The sequence below is a fragment of the Bacillus salitolerans genome (assembly GCF_042680805.1).
Classification (GTDB): Bacteria; Bacillota; Bacilli; order Bacillales; family SA4; genus Bacillus_CJ; species Bacillus_CJ salitolerans.
The window spans coordinates 77811-100506 of the sequence record NZ_JBHUEM010000045.1; the positions used below are offsets into that span (position 1 = coordinate 77811).

A 22696-nucleotide genomic window follows, 5' to 3' on the forward strand; every position below is an offset into this window, starting at 1 on the left:
CTAGTTTTTTATGTTTGAACTCTATATCAGCAACTCTAGTAATTTTATCAGCAACTTTGTCTTTTTTTTCAGCAACTACGATGGTTTATCATCAACTTTTTAATTTTATCAGCAACTTTTTTGTTTATCATCAACATTAGCCTTTTTATCGGCAACTATGTTTGTTTTATCATCAACCTTGAACTTGGTATCATCAACTCTTCTATTCGATATCAACTCGACCGGGCTATCATCTTTTCTAGTAATATCTACTTGACTTATTATCAGCAACTTTGTAGTGTGAGGATCATTCGCTAAGTAGAGCAAATGAGGTCTATTCAAAACCTTACTAAAATAAAAAGCCGCGCATCAGCACAGCTTTAAGAAGAAAACGATAGTGTTCTTGTTTCTGATACAGGCAATGTATGGAACGTAATTTCTGGTCTACTACCTACTCGAATGTTAACACCTGTCTGTCCAAGACCCTCACTTATATAGAATGGCTTCCCATCATAATAATGCAATCCCTTTACCATATTTAGACGAACGAGTTTTCCCATCTTCACAAGGTGATATGGCTTTGGCCAACAAATTTGACCACCATGGAAATGACCTGATAATAAATAATCAAAATGATAGTCTTTCATATGCATTACTACATTAGGATCATGAGTTAATACGAGCTTAAATCCTTCTCCAACATTCTTATATGATGATTTTATATCACTTCTGTTCGTACTGAAATCGTCGATTCCGATGATTTGTAACATTCCTTGATCTGTTTGGATTTCAATGGACTCATTCTTTAATGTTTTACAACCGTATTCCTCAAGCAAATGTTGAAGCTTCTGAAAAGACTTAGTTCGTAACACATAATCATGATTTCCGAAAACTGCATAAGTTCCGTAAGTTGGGTTTAATCTTTTTAGAACTTCAAGATAAGCTGTTAGCTTTGGAATCGTTCTCGTACGATCAAGGAAGTCACCTGTTAAAGCAATTAAGTCGACGGGTTTTGATTTAACTTTTTCATATAGCTCGTCTGGAGTAATGGAGATGTTTTCTAAATGTAAGTCAGAAAGGTGAAGAACAGATAGGTTTAGAGAATTAGTAGATTCAGAGGTTAGTGCATTTATATGTTGAATGGTAATATCACTAGTATTTCGGTTCCCTAGTCGATAACCATAAATCAGTAAGGCAAGTAAGGCAAGCAATAATAAAACAACTACCAAATTATATCCCCTCCTTAAGTCCCATTATAGGGAAAGGATTTAGAGATTAATAGTGGTAGTTGTTGTTAACATTACCTATAACGATTGTTTAAGGATGTTTTTGACATAAATAAATATTTCGGTTGTTGCTTAAAAAAATGTTTTAAAGAAAACTGATTGGAAGAAAGAAACCAAATGCTCAAAAATGTTACGGTTTTGATGAATTTATACACTTGGTTACTAAGATGAACCGTTTCAAATCCTAAGCGGCTACAACCACGATGTAACGTTGTGATCCCTATTATGCCTTTTATCTCATTTTTGTCGGGATGTTGTTCAATATATTCCGCGAGAGCAGGTAATCCTTCAAGAACTTTTTGAAATATAATCCTCGCTCTTGATACTTCACTTGGAACATCCATTAATTCCTTTAACAACCTGGCATTATGCAGGTGAATTTTAATCAATTTATCATTTTTGTTTATGAGAGTACCATCAGATAATAATACTTGCCTACCTTTGTAGGTCGTCAATCGAACCCTAAATATCAAGTTTTGTTTGGCTTCATCTTTAACATACTTCAATCTAGTTAAGGAATAATAAATGGGGTCCAGGAGGTACCATAAGAAGACAAACCAACCTCGCAATGTATTTGTCATATCCATTCATCCTTCTTTCAACATTTCGATTTCACTAACATTTTCACCAAAACCATTTTACTTTAGTTAGGTAATATATGGTTGAGAAAAACAAGCATACATAACAGTAAAGGAATTCTTCATACTAATAAAAAATACTCTCCTTAGGTGATGTGAATGGCAAAGATTTTATTTTTACCTTTATTACAAATTTCCTCAGGGCACCATCAAGTTGCACATAGCATAATGGATGAATTAAAAATGAGAGATAAACAAACAACTTGTGAAAAGGTTGATATTCTCAGTTATTCCTACAAGTTTATAGAGCCAATCGTGTCCGCCCTATATTTAAAATGGATCCACTATTTTCCGTCTGTGTATCACTGGATCTATCAAAAATCTGTATATACGAAACTGGATTTAGTAAAAACGTTCCGTACATATGAAGTTTTGTTTATTCCGTATATGAAAAGACTTCTTGAGGAAAAGCAGCCAGATATTATCGTTTGCTCACACGCTTTACCTTCTTACTTAGTTTGTAAATTGAAAGAGGAAGGATATTGCACCTGTAAAATCGTGAACATATATACAGATTATTTCATCCATCATCTTTGGGGGATACAGGAGGTAGATGCACACTTTATTTCTCTAAATTCCATGAGATATTTTTTACAGAAAAAGGGTGTAAATGAAACAAAAATCTACCAAACAGGTATACCGATTCACCCCATTTACAAAGAGTATGTAAAACGAGAAACAGATGTTCCTTCAAACTCTATTACTTCTGTCCTTGTCTCTGGAGGGAGCCTAGGTGTTGGAAATATTCATAAATTACTCTCTAACGTTCCCTATGATGCAGATATACACTTTCACGTGTTATGTGGAAAAAATACCGGTCTCCACGACCAATTAAAGAAACGATCTCATCCAAGAATTACACCATACTCCTATATCTCTTCAAAAGAATCATTAAATCGTTTATACAATCAGGTACAAGCTGTTTTAACAAAACCCGGAGGAGTAACATTGAGTGAGTGCTTGCATAAAAGGTTACCGATTCTTGTTTATGGACACTTACCCGGGCAAGAGAAAATAAATGTGGACGCTCTTGTACAAGAGAAATTAATTACATTAATGAATGAAGCTGATTCCTATACACAATTGGAACAACAAATTAAGCAAATTATTCACTCCACTACACTAAATACTTCTTATGAGAACTATCATAACTCGCTTTGTAGTACGAGTCCCGCTGATTACATACTGAAATCATGTATGTAAAGAAGGACGGCTTACACACCGTCCTACTCTACGATATGTTCTAATTTGATGACCTGTAATATTTGAACATCTAAAACGTCCTGTCCTTCGTGTACATATACGACAATCATTCCAATGGATGGGTCCTTTATCGCAAAGCATTCGTTTTTGTAATTTAAAACATTCACACGGCTAACTATTTGCAATACCTCTTCTGTCGTGACTGAGTCCTTGCCGATAAATTGTAGGGAAAACCGAATTACAGCTGGAATGCCATTTATCGAAGTTTGTAGCATCTTCCCACTCCCATCATACATTTATTCCATATTATGTGAGAGAATAATAGAGTATTCTGCATAAGGCAGTTTTATCTTAGTGAATATATTAAATCCTTCTAATGAATATAAATAATATTTTGGGTGATTCTAATTTTGATGATTCGAAAGGAGCTAAAGTAATGTCAGAACCATTTAATGATTTAAAGCAAGTAGAAATGTCAGTAATCGCCGCTCAAAAAATGGTTGGCTCCGCTACAATGAGCATGGACAAGGAGCAACTATCTGATGCCACTCAAGCAATTGCGGATGCCAGGCAGCAATTACGTGACGCAATGAACAATGGCACTGGTGTTGATGAGGAATTTTTACAACAGCAGGAGACCTTCTTAACCCAAATCGAAGAACAACTGAATGAAGCAAAACAGTAAAAGGAGTGATTCAATTCACTCCTTTTTTATGATAACTTTTCACCATATTTTTTTAATTTTTGACCTACTGTACACTCATGAATACAAAAACGTTGAGCATAGCATTTTCCATACTCTTTTTTAAAATAGGAGTTAAGAAAACATTGCTCACAATAAGTGTCTAGTAGATGGTTAACTTCTAGCAAAACTTTTTTTTGCTCCACCTCCCCTATCTCCTCTCTTTATTCAGATAGATTCAGATGGCTGGTAACCTCTATACCCTGTAGTGCTTGGGAAGCAAGTTGATCAGCCTCTTTATTTTCTTTTCTAGAGATCGCGGAGTACTTTGGTTTGATACCAAGATTTTTTATTTTTTCTTCAATTCGGTCTAACCATTTTGTAAATTCATCCTCAAAGCATGGCCACTCGCCAGAGAGCTGATTTAGCACCACTTGCGAATCTCCTTTAAAATGCACCGAAATGTTTTGAACACCTAATTCCTCTAACTGCAACACAGCTTCCCAAAAAGCTGCGTATTCCGCTTCATTGTTAGAATCTAACTGATCGAGAACATTGTTTGAGCGAATTCGAAAATCCTGATTGTTTCTTGAGTAATAAATAACAATTCCGACTCCTGCTTTTTGGGAGTCGACATCATATCCCCCATCAAAATACACCTCGATATCATGAGGTTCTTCTACAATTTCTTCGAGGAGTTTCTCAAATTCCTTTTTCGACCACTTTGTATCGTTCTCATCATAAAAGTAAAGTTCTTTTGTTCTACCTGTCTTCATAAAATCATTTGCGATGATTAACGCCTGTTTGGCAGGTACGAGGTCAGATGTTAAAACAATCTCTACGTTTTTAGTCGTTTTATATGTCCATTCCATATATACATTCATACCACTTCAGCCTCCAAAAAACTTCGTACTTTCATTTTTCCTTACTTTCATATGCTTATTCAAAATTCTGCAAGGCATAATATTATTCCTCTTCTCTCAAAATAAAATCAATGTTATAGTATGACTCATGAATCAATAAATGAGGGGGTTTTCTATTGATTGAAGTATATATAGATGGTGCTAGCGCAGGTAATCCAGGTCCATCTGGAGCTGGTATTTATATAAAGGGAAATGGCATTTTAGAAAAGCACTCTATTCCTTTAGGCATTATGTCGAATCACGAAGCAGAATACTACTCCTTAATCAAAGCACTTGAGATTTGTATTGTTCGAAAGTTTCATCTTGTCTCGTTTCGAACGGATTCTCAGCTTGTTGATCGTGCTATGGAAAAAGAATATGTGAAAAATAAACAATTCATTCCATTGCTAGAAAAAGCGATGGAGCTTTCCAAGCAAATTGATTTATTTTTTATCAAATGGATACCTAGTGAAGAAAATCAAATGGCTGATAAACTCGCAAGGGAAGCCATTAGGCAAAATAAATGATAGTGAGGAAACAAACCATGAAAAAGGCACTACTAGCAGACAGTATTTTACTTTTTGTTGCATTTATTTGGGGGGCAACTTTTGTTCTTGTCCAACAAGCTATTTCATTTTTAGAGCCGTTTACATTTAATGCAATCCGGTTTTCAATAGCATCTCTTCTATTACTCATTTGGTTACTGCTTTTTAAAAGAGAACAATTAAAAGCTATCAACAAACCATTTTTCTTAGCCGGTATCGTGATTGGGACCAGTTTATTTTTAGGGTATGCCTTACAAACATTTGGATTACTCTATACATCCTCTTCAAAAGCAGGGTTTATCACAGGCTTGAGTGTTGTATTAGTTCCTTTATTTGCATTTGTTCTTTTGAAACAAAAACCTAGATTAGTTGCGATTGTTGGTTCAGTTATAGCAGTTATTGGTTTGTTTCTTTTGACAATTGGTGATAATTTTTCATTTAATATGGGTGATATCCTTGTCTTAGGCTGTGCTGTTGCTTTTGCTATGCACATCATCTTAATTAGTAAGTATACGAATGCTTTTCCTACACTTTTGCTAACACTAGGACAAATTCTAGCTGTATCTATTTTGTCCATAATTTTTTCATTACTATTTGAAGACTGGAAACTAGCCTTAAACCCTCAAATCATATTTGAAAAAGAAGTTGTCATTGCTTTACTTGTAACATCTTTCTTAGCAACGGCTTTTGCTTTCTTTGCTCAAACGAAATTACAGCAATACACCACTCCAACACGAGTTGCGTTAATTTTTGCAACTGAGCCTGTCTTTGCTGCAGTTACTGCTTATTTTTGGGCAAGCGAACGATTAGGAATAATGGCATTGGTAGGATGTATCTTTATCTTCTGTGGGATGATTTTTGCGGAATTACCTGAAAAGAAGAAACGAAAAAGCAATGTGGTCCATCAAGCTTCATAAACGCAAATATCAACCACTTTAAGCAAATAAATACCCGCCTAGCTTGGCGGGTATTTATTCTACGAATATGCCTCTTTGAATGGCATATTGAAATGCATCGTTTTTGTGAATAATATTATGTTCTTTTAATTGTTCGAGCAAGGCAATAAAATAACTTCCATCAAAATACCTTTGTCCTTTTAACGTGATTTCAATTGCTGCAATCACTTGTTCATCCATAGTACCAGAATACATTTGGCCAAACGAAATAAATCCTAACTCTTCTTCCCCAAAATGAAACCCCTTCTGCTGTAAAAATTCAATGTAATCTTCCACTGTTTGCTTTACCTTCACTGACACCGTTTCCCCATCCCTTATTTCGACAAGTTTCTTATTTTATGATACAAGTTAATTTTCATTTTGACTATCGTTTATTTGTCAAAATGTGAGAAATTGCACCTGCTAACACACCTAACAATGCTCCACCCACTACCTCTTCAGGCTGATGCCCAAGCATTTCCTTTAACTTTCTTTGCCTTCTGTCATGTTGATGAGTTTCTCGTTCTCCTTGAATACGTTCAAGTTTTTCATCAAGTTGATTAACAGCAATCGTCAACTCCCCTGTTTGACGCCTAATTCCTTGTGCATCATACATGACAATAAGACCGAAAACAGAAGCTAATGCAAAATCTATTGTAGGTGTTCCTCGCTCTAGCGCAATATAAGTTGCAAGAGATGTTACTCCTGCCGAATGGGAACTTGGCATGCCTCCTGTTTCAGTAAATGTTTTCCAATCCCATTTACCTGTCTTTATTTTTTTTATAGGTATCTTTAGAAATTGTGCGATTCCGATTGTTGTTAGGGCGGTCATAACTCCTTTGTTCATTCTCTTCACCTCTTTGTTAGTTTTCAAGATGAAGAAAGAAACTATTCACATATTACATAATTGCTAATACATGCTCAAACAATATGAAATGGAGGTGATACTAATGAGTAAGAAAGCTGGTCGTGGTCAAGTTCCGCACGGAATAAATCCTCAAGGTTTTGCCCAAGATGTTCCAACTCCTGATCCTAAATCAACTTTAGAAGAGGCTGCCAAAAAGACGAATACAAAATAGGAATGGGTCTCCCCATTCCTTAACCGATTAAGCGATCGAGTCCTTTAAACTCCAGTTCTTTAAAGGTAGTTAACGCTCTTTCTTTATTGACCTTAAACTCTGCTGTTTCTAATGCACAATCAACAGGTACTTCACAATGAATGCGAGCAAGTTGGTGTGATAATTGAAGCATTTCTAGACCATCTTCAATTTTTCCGCGTTGTGATTTTGTAAGATTTGGGAGATTCTCAAGAATTCCTTCAACACTTCCATATTCAATTAACAATTTTAGCGCCGTTTTTTCACCAATACCCTTTACACCTGGATAGTTATCGCTCGGATCACCCATAAGGGCCTTTAAATCAATCATCTGTCTTGGAGTTATGCCTTTCTCCTCAAACAGTCTTTCTGGACCATATACATCATAATTTCCAAATCCATTTCGGACAATGGCAACTGAAATATTTTCTTCCAATAGCTGAAGTATATCTTTATCACCTGTCACAATTATGACAGAGTGGTCAGTTGCATATTGTTTGGCAAGTGTTCCGATACAGTCATCAGCTTCATAACCGTGAAGTCCGACATTAGGAATATCTAGTGATTCCACAACCTCTTTAACTAAATCAAACTGAGGAATTAATTCGACAGGTGGCTCAGAACGATTCGCCTTATATTCAGGAAACTGTTCAGTTCGAAAAGTCTTACTTCCCATATCCCAGCAACAAATTACATGTGTTGGGTTAAAGTGATCAATGGCTGAGAAAAGGTGTTTGACAAAGCCGTGAACACCATTAGTTGGAATTCCTTTACTATTTATCATAAAGTAGTTATTAATCGCTGTAGCATAAAATGCTCGAAATAAAAGTGCCATCCCATCAACAAGTAGGATGCTATTCTTTTTATCATTCATACTAACACTCCTTACAAAATTAATGCTTCATTATTATACCATAAATGCTTAAAGCAGGTTGTCCAATTAAAATAAGAAAAACAAAGCTCACCTCGTCACTTAGACGTTCGGTACTTTGCTTTTTTTGGTCTTTAGAAAAATGATAGTTAGATCCATTAATGTATGTTGCTCTTACTGGGAAATAACACGCCTTACCTCAATACCTTGCTTCCTTAACTTTTGATAGATTTGTTTCTTGTGTAGCCTTACCTCGCTATCAACGGGGAGTTTAAAAATATCACCGTTCTCAAACGTAAACATAAGATCAGCTTCATACATAACTCCGTTTCTCACCTCTTGCATTTGAGTAGCATCCACCACTTCATCCCATGCGTAATGGTTGACATGGAGTTGTGAGAATGGACTCACATAGATCCCTTCATCATTAAAATAATAAAAATGGTAACACGTCATAAACATGAGCAGAAATCCAGGAAGTGATAATATAATAAATGGAAATTTCCTTACCTTTTTATCATTCATTAAATTTCGATTTCGATAAAATAAGAATACAAAGATTAAAATTGAAAAGTAAATTAATGCACCCGCAAAATATAGATAATTTTGATTAGGTGTTCCAAAGAACCAAGATTCTCCTTGATTAATAAAAATATCTTGATAGGAATAAATGGTCACAAACGGAAGAAATGAACACGATAATATTAAAATAAATGAAAGTGAAATTAAGAATTTTGTACTATCAAATTGTTTCCGCTTTGTAATGGTATACCCATACATTTCCATATCCTCCTCCAAATTCATTACTTTCATTTTAACAGATAAATGGGAATAGTCAGTATTTTTTTACAAATAAAAAAAGCCTTGCCCACCGGCAAGACCAGTTCTGTACAATTTCCCCCACAAATGCCGTGTTATCATCTGTTCTTATTCATCCAATCACAAACATTGCAGGAGGTTGATAAAGTTAACGCTTTTCCTTAGCATTCGCTTTTTCAGCTTCAACTTCTGCATAAGAAGCAAATTCACGTCCATTTCCTTTTTTCACATTATCATTTCGTTGTGCATTTGCATTCGCATTCTTCGTTCTACCCATTATATTCAACTCCTTTTGCTATTTACCCTTATAGTTTGAGTTGTTGAAGAACGAATTATGAATGGTGAAAAAAGACAAAAAACCTTATCGTGAATAAGGTTCTTGTCTCGCCTTTACTTGGCTATTTTCCCCAAAAAGCTCTTCATTCTTTTTCAATAGGGTTATCAGGATAACTAATCCAATCACTCCAGCTCCCTATATAAAGCTTCACATCCTCAAAGCCAGCTTCCTTAAGAGCTAATACATTTGGACAAGCAGTTACACCTGAACCACAATAGACAATGATTGGCTTCTCTTTTTCTACATTTGAAAATCTTGATTGCTGTGAAGCTGTATCTTTCCATAACCCATTTTGCTCAAAACCATCTAGCCAAAAAGCATGCTTAGCGCCTGGTATATGACCTGCAACAGGATCAATCGGTTCTTCTATTCCTAAATAGCGTCTTTCTTCTCTTGAATCAATGATGTTGATGTCCTTTGAGTTTATACTACCTTGAACGTTTGAAACACTAGCGAGTAACTGTGGTTGTATAACCGGAATAAATTCATGCTTTTGGAACGAAGGAATTTGATTGCTAGTGGGATATCCCCTATCCTTCCACAAGGAATAGCTTCCGTTTAGGACAAACGATTGGGAATGTCCGATATATTGAAGCAGCCACCATAATCTCGATGCCATCGCGCCATTTTGATCATCATAGGCAATAACCGTAATATCCTTACTAATTCCTAGTTCTCCCAATTTTTGAGAAAGCTCTTTTAGATTGGGAAGAGGGTGCCTTCCTCCATGCTCCTTAACCTGACCTGATAAATCCTTTTCAAGGTCTAAGTAAACAGCATTTTCAATATGGTCATCAAGATAGCTTTGATAACCTGCATCCTTTTTTCCTAATTGAAATCGACAATCGACAATTCTAACGCTCTCATCATTTCTATGGGACAGCAGCCAATCCATTGATTTAATATACTTCATCTTAGCTTCCTGCTTTTACACGTTCTACATATTCTATGATCATCTCTTCAGTCACTAACTGACGCTGCGGTACAACACCTTGTTTGGCGAGCTCATTGATTTTGTTTGTCACTTCATTAATTTTCGTTGTTGAAAACGCTAATCCTTGCTTACATCTTCCAACAGCCTCTTCAATATAACTTTCTCTCAATGCGTCAAGCTTTAGAAAGTCCTTTAAGATTGCATGCTGCTTTCTTGAATGAGCACTTATTTCCTTATGAACACTCATATTGATTCTCCTTCCTTTATAATGCCTCTTTTTACCATTAATTTATATACGTTATCCTTCGGTGTCCAACAGTTAAATTTAAAATTTGGTTTTGTTTCATATCCTAAACGGGAGCAAGTAAAAATAGATGAGTTTTCACTTTTTTCCACACGATAATGAATGCAAGTTGCGCATGCATGAAAAGGGTTCATATCCATTTCCCCCTTTATTGGATGAGTCTTGAAACTTTACTTTGAATTCCTCTGAGCTCTTCAATATCCATTTTCTCAGATAAAATATCAAAAAGACCTTCAAAATAGTGTTGAACTTCTATCTCTCCATGATTTCGCCAGTTTTTAACTTTATTCAAGAACTCTTCCTTATAAAATTGTGCCATTTCTAGAGATCGTTCTTCTAAATAGTCAGTAACTGGCTTTTGTAGAGCAGATTCGAGGTCGTCTCTCATTTGTTTCTTCCCATTCTTTTCAAAGAAAGACTTTGGATTTTTAAAGGAAGATAACACCTTGTTAATAGGATCACGATTTATATTCGGAAGAGCACTTCGTATATCGAGTGTCTTAATTTTTTCGCCCTCGACGAAAGAAAGCTGCAATGATTCATGGTACTTTAAAATCTCTTCGTTTGTATAATGATGAATGGATGTTAGCTGTTTATTTATGAAGCCTTCCAATCGAACACTAGTCGCACGCAATTCCTGTGCTAAATCAAATGCTACAAATTCTAATAATTCCTCTAAGCATTGAGATAATGCTTTTTTAATGTTCTTTGATTCATCAGATAAAACTGATGGATGGAACGATTCAGTAAACATGTCGGTAAAACGTAAAAATATTCGCTGCTTTACGTAATACACAAGCTCTTTTGTTTCTTTCTCAAGTGCACGTTCATACGATTGAGTCGACATAGACTGTATCAATTCTAATATATGAGAAAAATCTTGTTCTAACTTTTCTTTTCGTTGCTCTTTTTGTTCATTACCGATTAAAGCCGTTTCAATATATTCACTAATGATATGCTCTACACGCTTTAAATCTAACCTTGCGGAAGCGACAGTAAGCTCCGTTAACTCATACTTAATAAAATCCTTAAACTCTGTTTCAAATTGAGCTATCCCAGAGCTTTTTAATACGGAATGATGTATTGGCTCCCCTTCTTTTTCCTTTAAGGCAAGCTGACTAGATAATGGATAAATCCTTGGGTTACGTATACCATAACTCATAAGCTGATCTGTTACATAATCTGTAACAAGAAATAACTCATCTTCAGAAGCGGCCAAATCAGCAGCATTGATCATAAAGAACATTTTATCAAGTTCGAACGCATCCTTCACACGTCCTAACTGGATAAGGAACTCTCGATCAGCCTTTGAGAAGGCATGATTATAATAGGTTACAAAGAGAATAGCATCAGCATTTTTAATATACTCAAAGGCTACCCCTGTATGTCTAGCATTTATAGAATCTGCCCCTGGGGTATCAACTAATGTAATTCCTTGCTTCGTTAGGGGACAATCATAATGGACATCTATCCACTCCACAAAACATGATTTTTCTTCATTTGCCACGAATTCTTCAAATTTTTCAAGACCGACAAATAATAGCTGACCGAGATGGTCTTTCATTTGATGATAACCATTATGAACAGCCTTTAAAAAACTGTAATGTGGTTTTTGACGTGGCTCAATGTCTGTCAGGTGTAATACTTTTTCAATCAGCTTAAGAGCTTCTGGCATAGAGTGGAAGGCAAGATCAAAGAATTTTAATGAGAATTGTAAATCTTTTTCTAGCTGCTCTTGATCTTTTACTTGGACTTTCACAGTTCCATGCGGAATTTCATCTGTTACCGGCTTGATTTTATTAATGGTTGCAGTTGTTGGATTTGGGGATACAGGTAATAATTTTGTTCCCATTAATGCATTTGCAAAGGATGATTTGCCCGCACTAAATGCCCCGAACAATGCAATGGTAAATGATTGATGTTTTAAACGATTTGCCTTATCGGTTAATTGCTGAACAATTGTTTGAGTACCTTTTAACCCTCTAAGTGACGAGGTTACCACTTCAATTTTTTCAACCATTTTCATCGGATCAACATTTCTTGTTAAAGTTGAAGAATTCTGTTTATCCTCTAAAGCAATGGGAGCTTTAGGCTTTTCTTTCTTGACTTCATATTTCCCTACGACTTGTGTAGCCTTCTTTTCGTTGAATGCATGAAGTAGTGATTGCTTTACCTCCTGTACATCAGACATGGGTCCTTCCATCAGTATCGTTTTTAGGCGATTCTCTAGAGAGGTTAATTCACTTCTCACATTATTTAAGTAGTGAACAGCGTCTACATACTCATCATACTTTTTTAGCTCTTGTTCTGATTCGTGCAGCTCAGCTTCCACTTTTTTCTGAAGAAAATCAAGCCAGGTATCAAGTATTTTGTGAGCTTCATGCTTATATCGCTTCTTACATTCATTTGCTACATCGTTTGTAAAATGAAGTACGGTGTCTCCTGTTACTTTTGCACCTGTTTTTACGAGATTGTGTAAATCTGCTTTCGTCATTTCTACCTTTAAATCATGAAGTTCTGTACTAAATGTTCCTTCTAAATCATAGTTAGATAAGAAAGTGGATAAAAGGTCCTTTACATGCCAATTAATTTGAGATTCTACTTTTTCCATTAAATCTTCATAAAATGCTTGTAATCGGTCTTGTCTTTCTGTCTCTGTCTTTTGCTTAGAAAATATAAATCCGACTTTAAACTCTGGCTGAATGGATTCTAGGAATAATTTTGCCAACTCGCGTGTTTGGAATGGCATGACATAAGCACTTTCTAGTAGTTTTGTTAACTCTTTATTAAACCAAATTTTAGCCTCTTCAACAGTTGCTCGTTTTTCAACAATATGTTTCTGGAGAGAAGATACTGTTTTAGACAGCTCGTCTATTTGTTCTTTTGTTAAATGAGCTATTTTTTCTAACCACTTTTCTGAATCAGTAGTTCTTTCTTCAGCATGCCGTTGTATATGCTCCATTATTAAGGTTGAAGCTGAATGTTGCACGCCCTCTAATAGAGCCTCATCACGATTTTCCCACTTTAAGGATAATAGAGATTTCAAATCACTTAGCTGGTTATTTGGACTGGTTTCATCTTTTAAGCTTGTATAAAATATACCTTCAGGATGAACTCCCCAATCGCTAAATGAACGAATAACACCTTGTTGAAATTCGTTAAAAGGAAGCTCTGAATCTTGATGCTTATCAATTTGATTAATAACCAAATAAATGGGCTTGTTCATTTCTTGTAGCTTCTTTGTAAAATGAAAGCTTACTTCTGATTGAACATGATTATAGTCCATCATATAGAGAATGATATCTGCCAGGTGAAGCGCAGATTCAGTGGCAACTCTATGTGCATCATCGACTGAGTCAATTCCAGGAGTATCTAAGATGGTTACTCCATCTGGAATGTAAGAGGATGCTGTACTAATCTCAATCCATTCCACTTCGTCTCCATCCATGCAAAATTTCTTGATTTCATTCAAATCATAAGGTGCCGGAAATTCCAACACTTCCCCATTGAAAAGGTATACTCTTGCAATCTCCTCACCGCTTCTAACTTTCACTAGGTTAGCACTTGTCGGAATCGGACTGGATGGGAGTATTTCATTGCCAGCTAGTTCATTAATCATGCTGGATTTCCCAGCAGAAAAGTGCCCGCAAAACCCAATACTATATTCACGGTCATGTACCTTTTTAAGCAACTGAACCATTTTTCTTGCTCGATCTTGATCACTTTTTTTCATTTCCTCATAAAGACCAGTCAAATTTGTCATTAGTTCGTCATGTGATAGACTTGGTCTCCCAGTTGTTAGCTGAGTCATTGCTTTCATTCCCCTTTGTGTAAATCCACCTGAGCTGAATTATCACTATACATTTTACTGCAAATACGTTCGTTTTCCTATCATTAAACAAAAAATATACAAAAAAGGACTAATATCAATTATTTAGTCCTCAAAAGTCTTTATGTTCGTTTCATTCGAAAGGGTGAAAATCTCGATACCTTTTCAAACTGCTCTGTATAATTGGTCTCTTGTATTAAAGCTTCTTCTTCAACCTTAATTCGGATTGACAGCATCCATAAATTTAATAACGAAAAGAAAATCGCTGTCCAATACGCTTGAAACATAAGAGGAATAATAAGAATTTCAAGTACAACAATCACATAATTAGGGTGCCTCAGATATTGATATGGGCCCTTATTTACAATCGTAGCATTTGGCAAAATAATGATTTTTGTGTTCCAAAATTTCCCTAGTGATGCAAGTACCCATATTCTTAATCCTTGTGTGACGATGAAAAGGAACAATAGAAATAGCCATAAGCTCGAAAGTTTCCTTTCAAAGGCTAACACCTCAATGAAGAAAAAGAACAGGAACGCTACATGCAATACTACTATGATCGGATAATGCTGCCTGCCATACTCAATTGCCCCGCGTTCCTTCATCCACATTTCATTCGATTTGGCAATCTTCAATTCAAACACTCGTTGAAGGAGGATATAAGAAAAAAAGAGATAAAAGAGCATTAGGCACCTTCCTCCCATTTCACTAATAAAAGTTCAGAACTAAAACCAGGTCCTAGGGCTGCAATTAATCCATATTCACCATCTGATATCTCTTTTTTCATAAAATCATCTACTACATAATAAACTGTGGCAGATGATATGTTCCCATGCTTTTTTAAAATGTTTCTAGAGCTTTCTGTCATTTCGTGAGTTAGGTTTAACGCTGATTCGTATGCCTCAATCACTTTTTTTCCACCCGGATGTGCAATAAAGTGCTTAATCTCATTCATGCTTAATTCATACTTTTTTAAAAATTTTTCTACGTTTGGTTTTAACCACTCTCGAATAATTAACGGTATATCCTTTGAAAAAATAACATATAATCCTTCATTTCTTACATCCCAGCCCATTACATCTTCTGAATGAGGCATAAGCGTAGATTGGGTATCGACAATGGATGGTAGAGTGTTTTTTTTAAAGTATTCCTTCGTCTGTACTTTATCACCAATGAGTAAAATGGCAGCTGCTCCATCTGCAAACAAAGAGGTTCCAATAAGATTACTCTTTGAGCGGTCATTCTTTTGAAACGTAAGACTGCATAGCTCTACTGCAACCACTAAAACTTTTGAAGTTGGAAAAGCCAAGCAATATTCAAAGGCTCTTGATAACCCAGCCGCTCCTCCAGCACATCCTAATCCCCATATAGGAATGCGTTTTGTATGAGGAGAAAAGGGCAGTATATTCATAATTTTAGCATCAATACTCGGTGTCGATATCCCAGTCGAGGATATAAAGAAAATGGCATCAATGTCATGGCATTCAATTTCGTTATGTACATATGTATGGCTTCGGAGGCAGTTTTTAATCGCACGAACACTTAATGAGATAGCATTTTCTATATAGGCATTATTTTTTTCTTCAAATGTATGATCTTGTTTGAACCAATGAAGGTCTTTTACAAAATTACGCTCTTCTATATCACCATTATGGAAAACCGTTAGTAATCTAGAAATGTCTTTGAAAGAATCTTGAAATATTTCGTTTGCAAATTCCATAGATGTATGTTGATCCAATGGGTATGGAGGTACACTTATACCGACAGATGCTAGTTTTGGCAAAATGCTTTCTCCTTCTCACTAAATTTGGTATCCTTACTTTTTCCATTTATCAGCGAAATATACAAAGCCGAAGCTTCATGGTTTGGCATTTGGCATTGTGATTTAGCACAAGAGGCTATGAGAACCCCGATTAGCCTCAAGAAGAGCAAATGTTCCTAAATGAGAAAAGGGTGCTTTTCCCCATTAATTATATAGGGTTATCCCACTCCAACTGGCGGTAAAAAACAATTCCACCAGTTGGAGGCGATTGGATCAACTAACCTTTAGAAATAATCACTGATGGAAGCTTCACAGTATCTGAACTCGAGTAGGAATGAAATGGCAAAGATCGTCGCCTTTTCATCTTGGCTGGGCGCTGGAAACGGATTGCTAAGCACATCGTAATTAGATACAGTTAAAAACTTATCATTTCTTATTCATTAAAAAAAAACTCCCCACCTTATGATGGGAAGTAACGTTTTGGGAGAATTTATAGTTGTTGTTGTGCTTCTTTATTATAACGCATTCTGTCTTTTTTCACATTCTCAATTTATGGTAACTGTTCGATTTTCGAGAAAAGTGCATCTTTTACGCTATCTTCAGCAGTCTTCACAAATCATACTCATCCTCGTCAAGAACAGGAGTGAGGATGATCTTGGAATGACATTTTATATTGATCTATAAAACCTCCTACCCGCGTTTAGTATTGATGATGATGGTTGATATCGTTTTAGTTGGAGGCTATTTCCTTTTCGATTGTTAGAATTTCTTGTAATACTTCTTCTCTCTTTTGATCAACTTTCTCAAAATCCATTGCAGTTTTATAATATTCTTCCAACCGATCGTGAAGTCGTTTTGCTTCTGATAAAAAATTCGTCGCAAGCGTCATTTTATTTTGATAGGCTGTATTTAATTGTTCAATACTTTCCCTTTGTTTTTCTTCAATACTTGTATCCATACACAATTTGAACATATCAACAACTACGTCATTTAGCCTAAACGGATCTACAACATGCGGAGCGGTACCGTCAACAACAGCAACACTTAATGATGGGATAATCACCATATCCATGCTGCCAGGATCAAATGCACAAGGAAAATATACAACTGAAAGTCCCTTTTCTTCAGCATACTTACCGATTTTTTTCATTAGTGTTGATTTACCACTACCAGGTCTTCCTTTAATAATAAATCTTCGTGACAAATCTTCTGTAATATTATCAATAAAGTTCACAGCACCCTTTGGTGTAGCTGCTCCAAAAAATCTTCGTTTCAAGGTTGGCTTATCTTCTGCTTCAAATGGAAAATCAAAGATTGAACGAATTAAATCATTTGTTACATGATTTGCCTTGTCAAAATCCATAGAACTAACATAAATCTCTTCTTTTTTTAGATGGATTTTTTTCGCTTCCTGCATGGTTTGATAAGCAGCCTTAAAACTAGTACTAATATCATTCGTTAATGAAATAATAATTTGTTTATATTGAGTTAAGTAATGATCATCACGATATGCCCCTAGATCAATCACTTTTTCCACAACACCAGGGTATTTCGGCTCAATAACATGTGGTGCTGTTCCATCCACAACTCCTACCTTCAATGCTGGAATAACAATTCCGTCGATTGATTTATTATCGCTCGAGCAGTGTAGATACTCTAGCTCATAACCTTTATCCATCATTACTAGGCCAAGCTTTCTCATAAAGGTTGATTTGCCTGTTCCAGGTCCACCCTTTAAGATATATAACCTATTTAACCCTTTTAACGCTTCTTCATAGAGTGAGTAAAAGCCTTGACTTGAGTTTGAACCTGCATAATAGTTTTTTATTTTTGCCATACCCAAAACCATCTCCCTTAGCCATTCTTAGAGGATTGCCTATTCATAAAATATGGGAAATCACACTTTTTGTGACAAAGAGGACTAGTAAATTATTATTGGCGTAGTTAAACTGTAATGTGTAAAGCTACGAAAATTGTAAGTTATCGATAATGAATCCTAAGTTGTGAAGAATAATGGAAATAGTTGCTGGTATCCCGTCTGAGTTTCACAAATGTATTCGTTGTTACGTCATTCCCATATACCCAAAAATTCAATTGCTTAAACATTGTGTAAAATCTGAACAGGGTAGTACACTCCATTCTTTTATAAAAGGCTCAAGGCGCCCCGTTCAGCCTAAGGCAGAGCAAATGTTCTGTCATGAAAAAATGGTGGTTTTCCCTTTAATTCATGGCAGGTTATTTGACCAAAAATAAAGTGATCTTTCTGTTTCCTTCGAGTAGGATGAAATGGCAAAGATCGTCGCCATTTCATCTTGGCTGAGCACGCTGGAGCTGGATTTAAAAGTAATTTTTTTTATTGGAGACAAAAGCTGTTAAGTGCATTAAATCAAATGGATGTTGAGCAATTTGAAGGTATCGTTGAAGTTGACGAGAGCTATTTCCTTTACTCTCAAAAAGGTCAACGTGGGATTGCGGAACGCAAACCTCATAAACGTGGCGGGAAATCTAAATATAGAGGTATTAGCAACGAACAAGTATGCATTCTGGTTGCCAGAGACCGTACAAAAGCAGCCTCCAAAGTTGCTTGTATGCGGCACGTCGTAACATCTAAGGTGATAGTATGATTGGTTCAAAACTTCCAAAAGAGAACGTTCTTGTTTCTGATGCTTGGAGAGCCTACAAAACCTATGCTAAAGAATAAGGGATAGAACATTACAGAATTAAATCAAACGATGGTCATTACGTTAGTAAAGGCTAGTATCACATTCAAAATGTAAATGGTCTCCACTCTCGTATGAAGCAATGGATAGACCGTTTTAAAGGTGTGGCTACGAAGTACCTTGACAATTATCTGGCTTGGTTTTTGTTCGTAGATAGTCGTAGTAACGAAAGCACCAGACACAATAGTAAAGGATTTTTACTATCTTCATTTGTATGTGAAATGACAGATACTTATGATAGTTTACGTTTCTCAAAATTCAATGTGTAGTCCTTATTCAATTAACGTGAGGTAGACGAATTAAAGGCGAACAGGAGAGATAATAATTGAAATATTATTTATATGATTTGCTTTTGGCTCAAAATATGGACAATATAAGTGACGAAGAATTTAATCTTAATGATAGAAAATGGCAACAAAACGTTGAGAAATATCAAGAAATATATAAGACTTTAGCTGACCGATTACCTCACGATGTTTTTGAACACTTTAACTCTTGGGGGTTTCACGACTATCGTTTAAAAAAGATGGAGATGGAACATAAAAGTCTTATTGATTTAAACGTACATTTCACTGTTTCAAACGATGTTGAAGATAAAGAAAATGAAAAATTATGGGTATTGAGTTTTGAAAAGGTCTCTTACTATAAGTATCAGCATCATAATTATGATAATGTAAAAAGTATGTTTAATAGAGAAATAGACGATTGGTTATATCAAGAATTTTTGCCGATTAACCAATCAACAATTTCGTTTGAAGTGTTATTTTCATCAGGTGGAAATGTTTTATTACATTTTCCAAACAATTCGGTATCAATTAAAAGGATAAAATAAGCACTGTACTCTTATTCGAGTAGCAAAACTAGGGAAACCCTGATAGAGTATGGTTTTCCTTATTTCTTATCCAATTATCAACATTAAAGTTTAACAGAGCCTAACTTTTAAAAAATGCCTGCCAAAAGGCAGGCTTTCATTTTAAAATCCGTGAATCGTCATTCCACCATCGACAAACAACGTTTGACCTGTTATATAGTTACCAGCATCTGAAGATAAGAAAACGGCAGGTCCAACTAGTTCGGGTAATTCTCCTACACGTTTCAGTGGTGTTACGGAAAGAATATCACTTACGTATGCTTCATCTTGCAATAATTTCTCAGTAAGAGGTGTTTTGAAGTACCAAGGCCCGATAGAATTTACGTTGATTCCATATTCTCCCCATTCTAGAGCAAGGACCTTTGTCATTTGAATGATAGCAGCTTTTGTTGCTGCGTAAACCACACCTGTCCGAAGAGCTACGTGACCTGCGACTGAGGAAATATTGATAATTCTGCCGTTTACATGGCTCCCCTTCATTCTCTTAGCAACCTCTTGTGACATCATGAAAGCAGATTTTAAATTTGTATCCATGATCGTTTGCCACTCCACGTCCGTTACATCTAACGCTTTTGAACGAATATTCATGCCTGCATTATTCACTAAGATATCAATTTTACCGTATTCTTCTTCTACCATCCTTATCGCATGTTGGATGCTTTCTCGATTGGTTACATCTGTGATAATAGGGAGTGCACGTCTTTTTAGCTTGCTTATTTGCTCTGCCACTTCTACTAAATCCTCTTCAGTTCTTGATAAAAGAGCAACATCTGCCCCGGCCTCTGCCATCCCTATAGCAATCGCTCTCCCAATTCCTCTTCCGGCACCTGTTATGATGGCTATTTTTCCTTCTAGCTGAAATGAAGGTAAATACATTATGTATGACTCCTTTACTAGTTATTTATATCCATCCTTCACAAATCTAACTAATGGTTAATCCAGGTGAAACAATGTTCCCTGGTAAAAAAGGATGGTTTTTTATCATATTAACAAACTCACTGACACTCGCTTCTACACTTTAAAAATACCTCAATATTAATTCTTGCATGTTGCAAAATATCTATTCTCCTGAAGATACTCCAGCCTCTATAGCTTTTTCTAAAACAGGATTTGCATGCATGCCTCCCATTCTCCATCATGATGACCAATGACATAGATTTCATCTTCAAAGCATAATCGGCAACTAAAATACTTCGCATAATACTCCTAAATGGATGCGATCCTGCTCACCTGCATTCTTAATGATTTTGGCATCACTGTTACGAATATTCATCGCCTTTGGAAGTAATTCTACTAATCTAGGTCTAGGTCCCAATACAGGTTAAAACAACCATTTGTTAATCGGAAACTTTATTGTATAAAACACCTGGCATTCTTTTCTTTTTACAAATTCATGACTATATTGTAAGATTCGTTAAATTTACCCCATTTTTTGCTATATTAAGCTTATTTTATATGAAAATTATGACACTTACCAACAGAAGATACCAAATAAATGCTCCACCATCAGTGAAGCATTTACTAACTACTAGGATAGATGAAGTTTACCTACTAATTTTGAAAATTATAAGATAGTACTTAACCAGTAATAAAGCGGTATTCCTACAATTAAATTAAATGGTAACGTTAAACCTAAGGATGAGCCTAAATATATACCTGAGTTTGCGGAAGGAATAGCATGTCCTATTGCGGCAGGTGCTGCAATGTAAGATGAACTAGCAGTCAATACACCTAGCATGAAAGTACCTCCAATGGACATACCTATAAGAGAACCAACAAATACTCCTATCACACCCCCAATGATTGGAAGAATAAAAGCAAAGGCGAAGGTATGTATTTTAAACCCTTTGATTTTTCTAATTTGAAGGGTTGCAACCATTCCTATATGTAATAAAAAGATACATAACAATCCGTAAAATAAATCTCCAAATAAAGGTTGAATTTTTAGTAATCCCTCTTTATGTGCAACTAATCCAATAACAATTCCTCCAATAAGCAGGAAGATACTTTTACCAAAAAACGCATCTTTAATGGCAAAGGTTAAATTTGCTTTTTGATTAGCTCCCTTATTGATCATATTATAAATAATGATCGCTACTATAATAGCCGGTCCTTCCATCACTACTAATATGGCTGATATATAGCTTTCATAGCTAACACCAATTTTATCAAGGAAACCAAGGCCAGCAATGAAGGTAACAGCACTCACTGAACCATAATGAGCAGCTGTTCCAATTGAATCAGTCAATGAAAACTTAAATACCTTATGTAAAAATACAAATGCAATTGCAAGCATGATGAGACTTAAAAAGATGGCGGCAAGTAGTGGTAGGATCATGGTCATAAAGCTAATATTTCTAAGTTCGATTCCACCCTTTATACCAATCGTAAATAAGATAATCATTGTATATCCGCTATAAAAGGCTTCTGGTACCTTTAAATCTGAGTTTACAATGACAGCCAGAATACCCATGACAAAGAACAAAATCATTGGTGATAATAAATTAGCATGAACTATATCAATAATAAGATCCATTTAAATTATTTGTTCCTCCTCCAATTGGTGTAAGAAATGCTACTACTATCTTACCTATATTTCTATTCTCTTACAATGTCATTCAACTTCTCCCTAAAATTTTTTTGGATAAATTTAGACTTATAGGCAAACCTAGTAGTAAAAAAAGATGAGGTGAAAGTCATGGGGCTTTTTAATAAACTATCAGAATGGAATGCTTCGAGACAAGAGAAGTATGTATCAACTATGAGGGAAAAGGGGAGATGTCCCCAATGTGGTGGTTTAGGGATTTACGGCTACTCTGCTTATGAATTTTCCTATTATAATAATAACCTCGATTGTACAGGCTGTAACGGAACGGGAATGTACACAAAGTGGGATGAGTTAAGGTAACCAATGGCACCTCAAAACCAACAAAAGTATCGATATTAATAAGGATTTACAAAGAGGCATTTTGATTGTAGGAG

26 protein-coding genes and 1 pseudogene are annotated in these 22696 nt (G+C 35.6%); 8 read left to right on the forward strand and 19 right to left on the reverse strand.

The window, feature by feature from the left end; translation table 11 throughout:
* Positions 1-359: 359 nt before the first annotated feature.
* Both ACFSCX_RS18095 and ACFSCX_RS18100 read right to left on the reverse strand, forming a co-directional pair.
* Positions 360-1208, reverse strand: coding sequence for a metallophosphoesterase (locus ACFSCX_RS18095; RefSeq protein ID WP_377929645.1), 849 nt, complete (start codon positions 1206-1208; stop codon positions 360-362).
* 71 nt (positions 1209-1279) lie between these two features.
* A complete protein-coding gene (locus tag ACFSCX_RS18100) occupies positions 1280-1846 on the reverse strand; it encodes a YkoP family protein (protein WP_377929646.1) in 567 nt (188 codons plus the stop codon).
* Between the two features lie 156 nt (positions 1847-2002).
* On the opposite strand from ACFSCX_RS18100, the gene ACFSCX_RS18105 reads away from it, so the two are divergent.
* Positions 2003-3106, forward strand: a complete 1104-nt coding sequence (locus tag ACFSCX_RS18105) for an MGDG synthase family glycosyltransferase (RefSeq protein ID WP_377929647.1) — start codon at positions 2003-2005, stop codon at positions 3104-3106.
* A 23-nt stretch (positions 3107-3129) separates the two neighbouring features.
* Here the strand turns inward: ACFSCX_RS18105 and ACFSCX_RS18110 are convergent, their stop codons facing one another.
* Positions 3130-3381 carry a hypothetical protein gene (locus tag ACFSCX_RS18110; protein ID WP_377929648.1) on the reverse strand — a complete coding sequence of 84 codons (252 nt, stop codon included), beginning with the start codon at positions 3379-3381 and terminating at the stop codon, positions 3130-3132.
* A 161-nt stretch (positions 3382-3542) separates the two neighbouring features.
* On the opposite strand from ACFSCX_RS18110, the gene ACFSCX_RS18115 reads away from it, so the two are divergent.
* Complete coding sequence (locus ACFSCX_RS18115; protein WP_377929649.1) at positions 3543-3791, forward strand: DUF2564 family protein; 249 nt, start codon at positions 3543-3545, stop codon at positions 3789-3791.
* 26 nt (positions 3792-3817) lie between these two features.
* On the opposite strand, the gene ACFSCX_RS18120 is transcribed toward ACFSCX_RS18115, so the two are convergent.
* A complete protein-coding gene (locus tag ACFSCX_RS18120; RefSeq protein WP_377929650.1) occupies positions 3818-3994 on the reverse strand; it encodes a zinc-finger domain-containing protein in 177 nt (58 codons plus the stop codon).
* Between the two features lie 18 nt (positions 3995-4012).
* Positions 4013-4672: a ribonuclease H family protein gene (locus tag ACFSCX_RS18125; protein ID WP_377929651.1), complete on the reverse strand. Its 660-nt coding sequence runs from the start codon at positions 4670-4672 to the stop codon at positions 4013-4015.
* A gap of 155 nt (positions 4673-4827) precedes the next feature.
* On the opposite strand from ACFSCX_RS18125, the gene ACFSCX_RS18130 reads away from it, so the two are divergent.
* Positions 4828-5217, forward strand: a complete 390-nt coding sequence (locus ACFSCX_RS18130; protein ID WP_377929652.1) for a reverse transcriptase-like protein — start codon at positions 4828-4830, stop codon at positions 5215-5217.
* 17 nt (positions 5218-5234) lie between these two features.
* Positions 5235-6152 carry a DMT family transporter gene (locus ACFSCX_RS18135; RefSeq protein ID WP_377929653.1) on the forward strand — a complete coding sequence of 306 codons (918 nt, stop codon included), beginning with the start codon at positions 5235-5237 and terminating at the stop codon, positions 6150-6152.
* Between the two features lie 54 nt (positions 6153-6206).
* Here the strand turns inward: ACFSCX_RS18135 and ACFSCX_RS18140 are convergent, their stop codons facing one another.
* Both ACFSCX_RS18140 and ACFSCX_RS18145 read right to left on the reverse strand, forming a co-directional pair.
* Positions 6207-6485: a DUF6123 family protein gene (locus ACFSCX_RS18140; protein WP_377929824.1), complete on the reverse strand. Its 279-nt coding sequence runs from the start codon at positions 6483-6485 to the stop codon at positions 6207-6209.
* Positions 6486-6555: 70 nt separating this feature from the next.
* Positions 6556-7017 carry a divergent PAP2 family protein gene (locus tag ACFSCX_RS18145; RefSeq protein ID WP_377929654.1) on the reverse strand — a complete coding sequence of 154 codons (462 nt, stop codon included), beginning with the start codon at positions 7015-7017 and terminating at the stop codon, positions 6556-6558.
* Between the two features lie 103 nt (positions 7018-7120).
* On the opposite strand from ACFSCX_RS18145, the gene sspL reads away from it, so the two are divergent.
* Entirely contained in the window at positions 7121-7249 is a 129-nt protein-coding gene (sspL, locus tag ACFSCX_RS18150) for a small, acid-soluble spore protein L (RefSeq protein ID WP_377929655.1), read from the forward strand.
* Positions 7250-7268: 19 nt separating this feature from the next.
* Here the strand turns inward: sspL and ACFSCX_RS18155 are convergent, their stop codons facing one another.
* From ACFSCX_RS18155 to ACFSCX_RS18200, 10 genes are all read right to left on the reverse strand, one after another.
* On the reverse strand, positions 7269-8141 hold the full coding sequence (locus ACFSCX_RS18155; RefSeq protein ID WP_377929656.1) for a 5'-3' exonuclease: 873 nt from the start codon (positions 8139-8141) through the stop codon (positions 7269-7271).
* A 171-nt stretch (positions 8142-8312) separates the two neighbouring features.
* A complete protein-coding gene (locus ACFSCX_RS18160; RefSeq protein ID WP_377929657.1) occupies positions 8313-8918 on the reverse strand; it encodes a hypothetical protein in 606 nt (201 codons plus the stop codon).
* Between the two features lie 187 nt (positions 8919-9105).
* Positions 9106-9234 carry a hypothetical protein gene (locus tag ACFSCX_RS18165; protein WP_377929658.1) on the reverse strand — a complete coding sequence of 43 codons (129 nt, stop codon included), beginning with the start codon at positions 9232-9234 and terminating at the stop codon, positions 9106-9108.
* 142 nt (positions 9235-9376) lie between these two features.
* Entirely contained in the window at positions 9377-10207 is an 831-nt protein-coding gene (locus tag ACFSCX_RS18170) for a sulfurtransferase (RefSeq protein ID WP_377929659.1), read from the reverse strand.
* A gap of 1 nt (position 10208) precedes the next feature.
* Positions 10209-10475, reverse strand: coding sequence for a YpbS family protein (locus tag ACFSCX_RS18175; protein WP_377929660.1), 267 nt, complete (start codon positions 10473-10475; stop codon positions 10209-10211).
* On the reverse strand, positions 10472-10666 hold the full coding sequence (locus ACFSCX_RS18180) for a hypothetical protein (protein ID WP_377929661.1): 195 nt from the start codon (positions 10664-10666) through the stop codon (positions 10472-10474). Before ACFSCX_RS18180 ends, ACFSCX_RS18175 begins: the two co-directional genes overlap by 4 nt.
* Before the next feature lie 14 nt (positions 10667-10680).
* Complete coding sequence (locus ACFSCX_RS18185) at positions 10681-14343, reverse strand: dynamin family protein (RefSeq protein WP_377929662.1); 3663 nt, start codon at positions 14341-14343, stop codon at positions 10681-10683.
* A gap of 140 nt (positions 14344-14483) precedes the next feature.
* Positions 14484-15047, reverse strand: coding sequence for an isoprenylcysteine carboxyl methyltransferase family protein (locus ACFSCX_RS18190; RefSeq protein ID WP_377929663.1), 564 nt, complete (start codon positions 15045-15047; stop codon positions 14484-14486).
* The gene (locus ACFSCX_RS18195) at positions 15047-16144 is read right to left on the reverse strand and encodes a type III polyketide synthase (RefSeq protein WP_377929664.1); all 1098 of its coding nucleotides are present in this window, start codon (positions 16142-16144) and stop codon (positions 15047-15049) included. The genes ACFSCX_RS18190 and ACFSCX_RS18195 overlap by 1 nt, the downstream gene beginning before the upstream one ends.
* A 709-nt stretch (positions 16145-16853) precedes the next feature.
* Positions 16854-17960 carry a PRK06851 family protein gene (locus ACFSCX_RS18200; RefSeq protein ID WP_377929665.1) on the reverse strand — a complete coding sequence of 369 codons (1107 nt, stop codon included), beginning with the start codon at positions 17958-17960 and terminating at the stop codon, positions 16854-16856.
* Between the two features lie 514 nt (positions 17961-18474).
* Here ACFSCX_RS18200 and ACFSCX_RS18205 point away from each other — a divergent pair.
* Together ACFSCX_RS18205 and ACFSCX_RS18210 are read left to right on the forward strand one after the other, a co-directional pair.
* Positions 18475-19112, forward strand: a pseudogene (locus ACFSCX_RS18205) (IS1595 family transposase); the annotation flags it as partial.
* Between the two features lie 56 nt (positions 19113-19168).
* Positions 19169-19675, forward strand: a complete 507-nt coding sequence (locus ACFSCX_RS18210) for a hypothetical protein (protein WP_377929666.1) — start codon at positions 19169-19171, stop codon at positions 19673-19675.
* Between the two features lie 141 nt (positions 19676-19816).
* On the opposite strand, the gene ACFSCX_RS18215 is transcribed toward ACFSCX_RS18210, so the two are convergent.
* Together ACFSCX_RS18215 and ACFSCX_RS18220 are read right to left on the reverse strand one after the other, a co-directional pair.
* A complete protein-coding gene (locus ACFSCX_RS18215) occupies positions 19817-20590 on the reverse strand; it encodes an SDR family NAD(P)-dependent oxidoreductase (RefSeq protein WP_377929667.1) in 774 nt (257 codons plus the stop codon).
* Between the two features lie 688 nt (positions 20591-21278).
* On the reverse strand, positions 21279-22250 hold the full coding sequence (locus ACFSCX_RS18220) for a sodium-dependent bicarbonate transport family permease (RefSeq protein WP_377929668.1): 972 nt from the start codon (positions 22248-22250) through the stop codon (positions 21279-21281).
* A gap of 162 nt (positions 22251-22412) precedes the next feature.
* On the opposite strand from ACFSCX_RS18220, the gene ACFSCX_RS18225 reads away from it, so the two are divergent.
* Positions 22413-22622, forward strand: coding sequence for a methionine aminopeptidase (locus ACFSCX_RS18225; RefSeq protein WP_377929669.1), 210 nt, complete (start codon positions 22413-22415; stop codon positions 22620-22622).
* Positions 22623-22696: the final 74 nt, after the last annotated feature.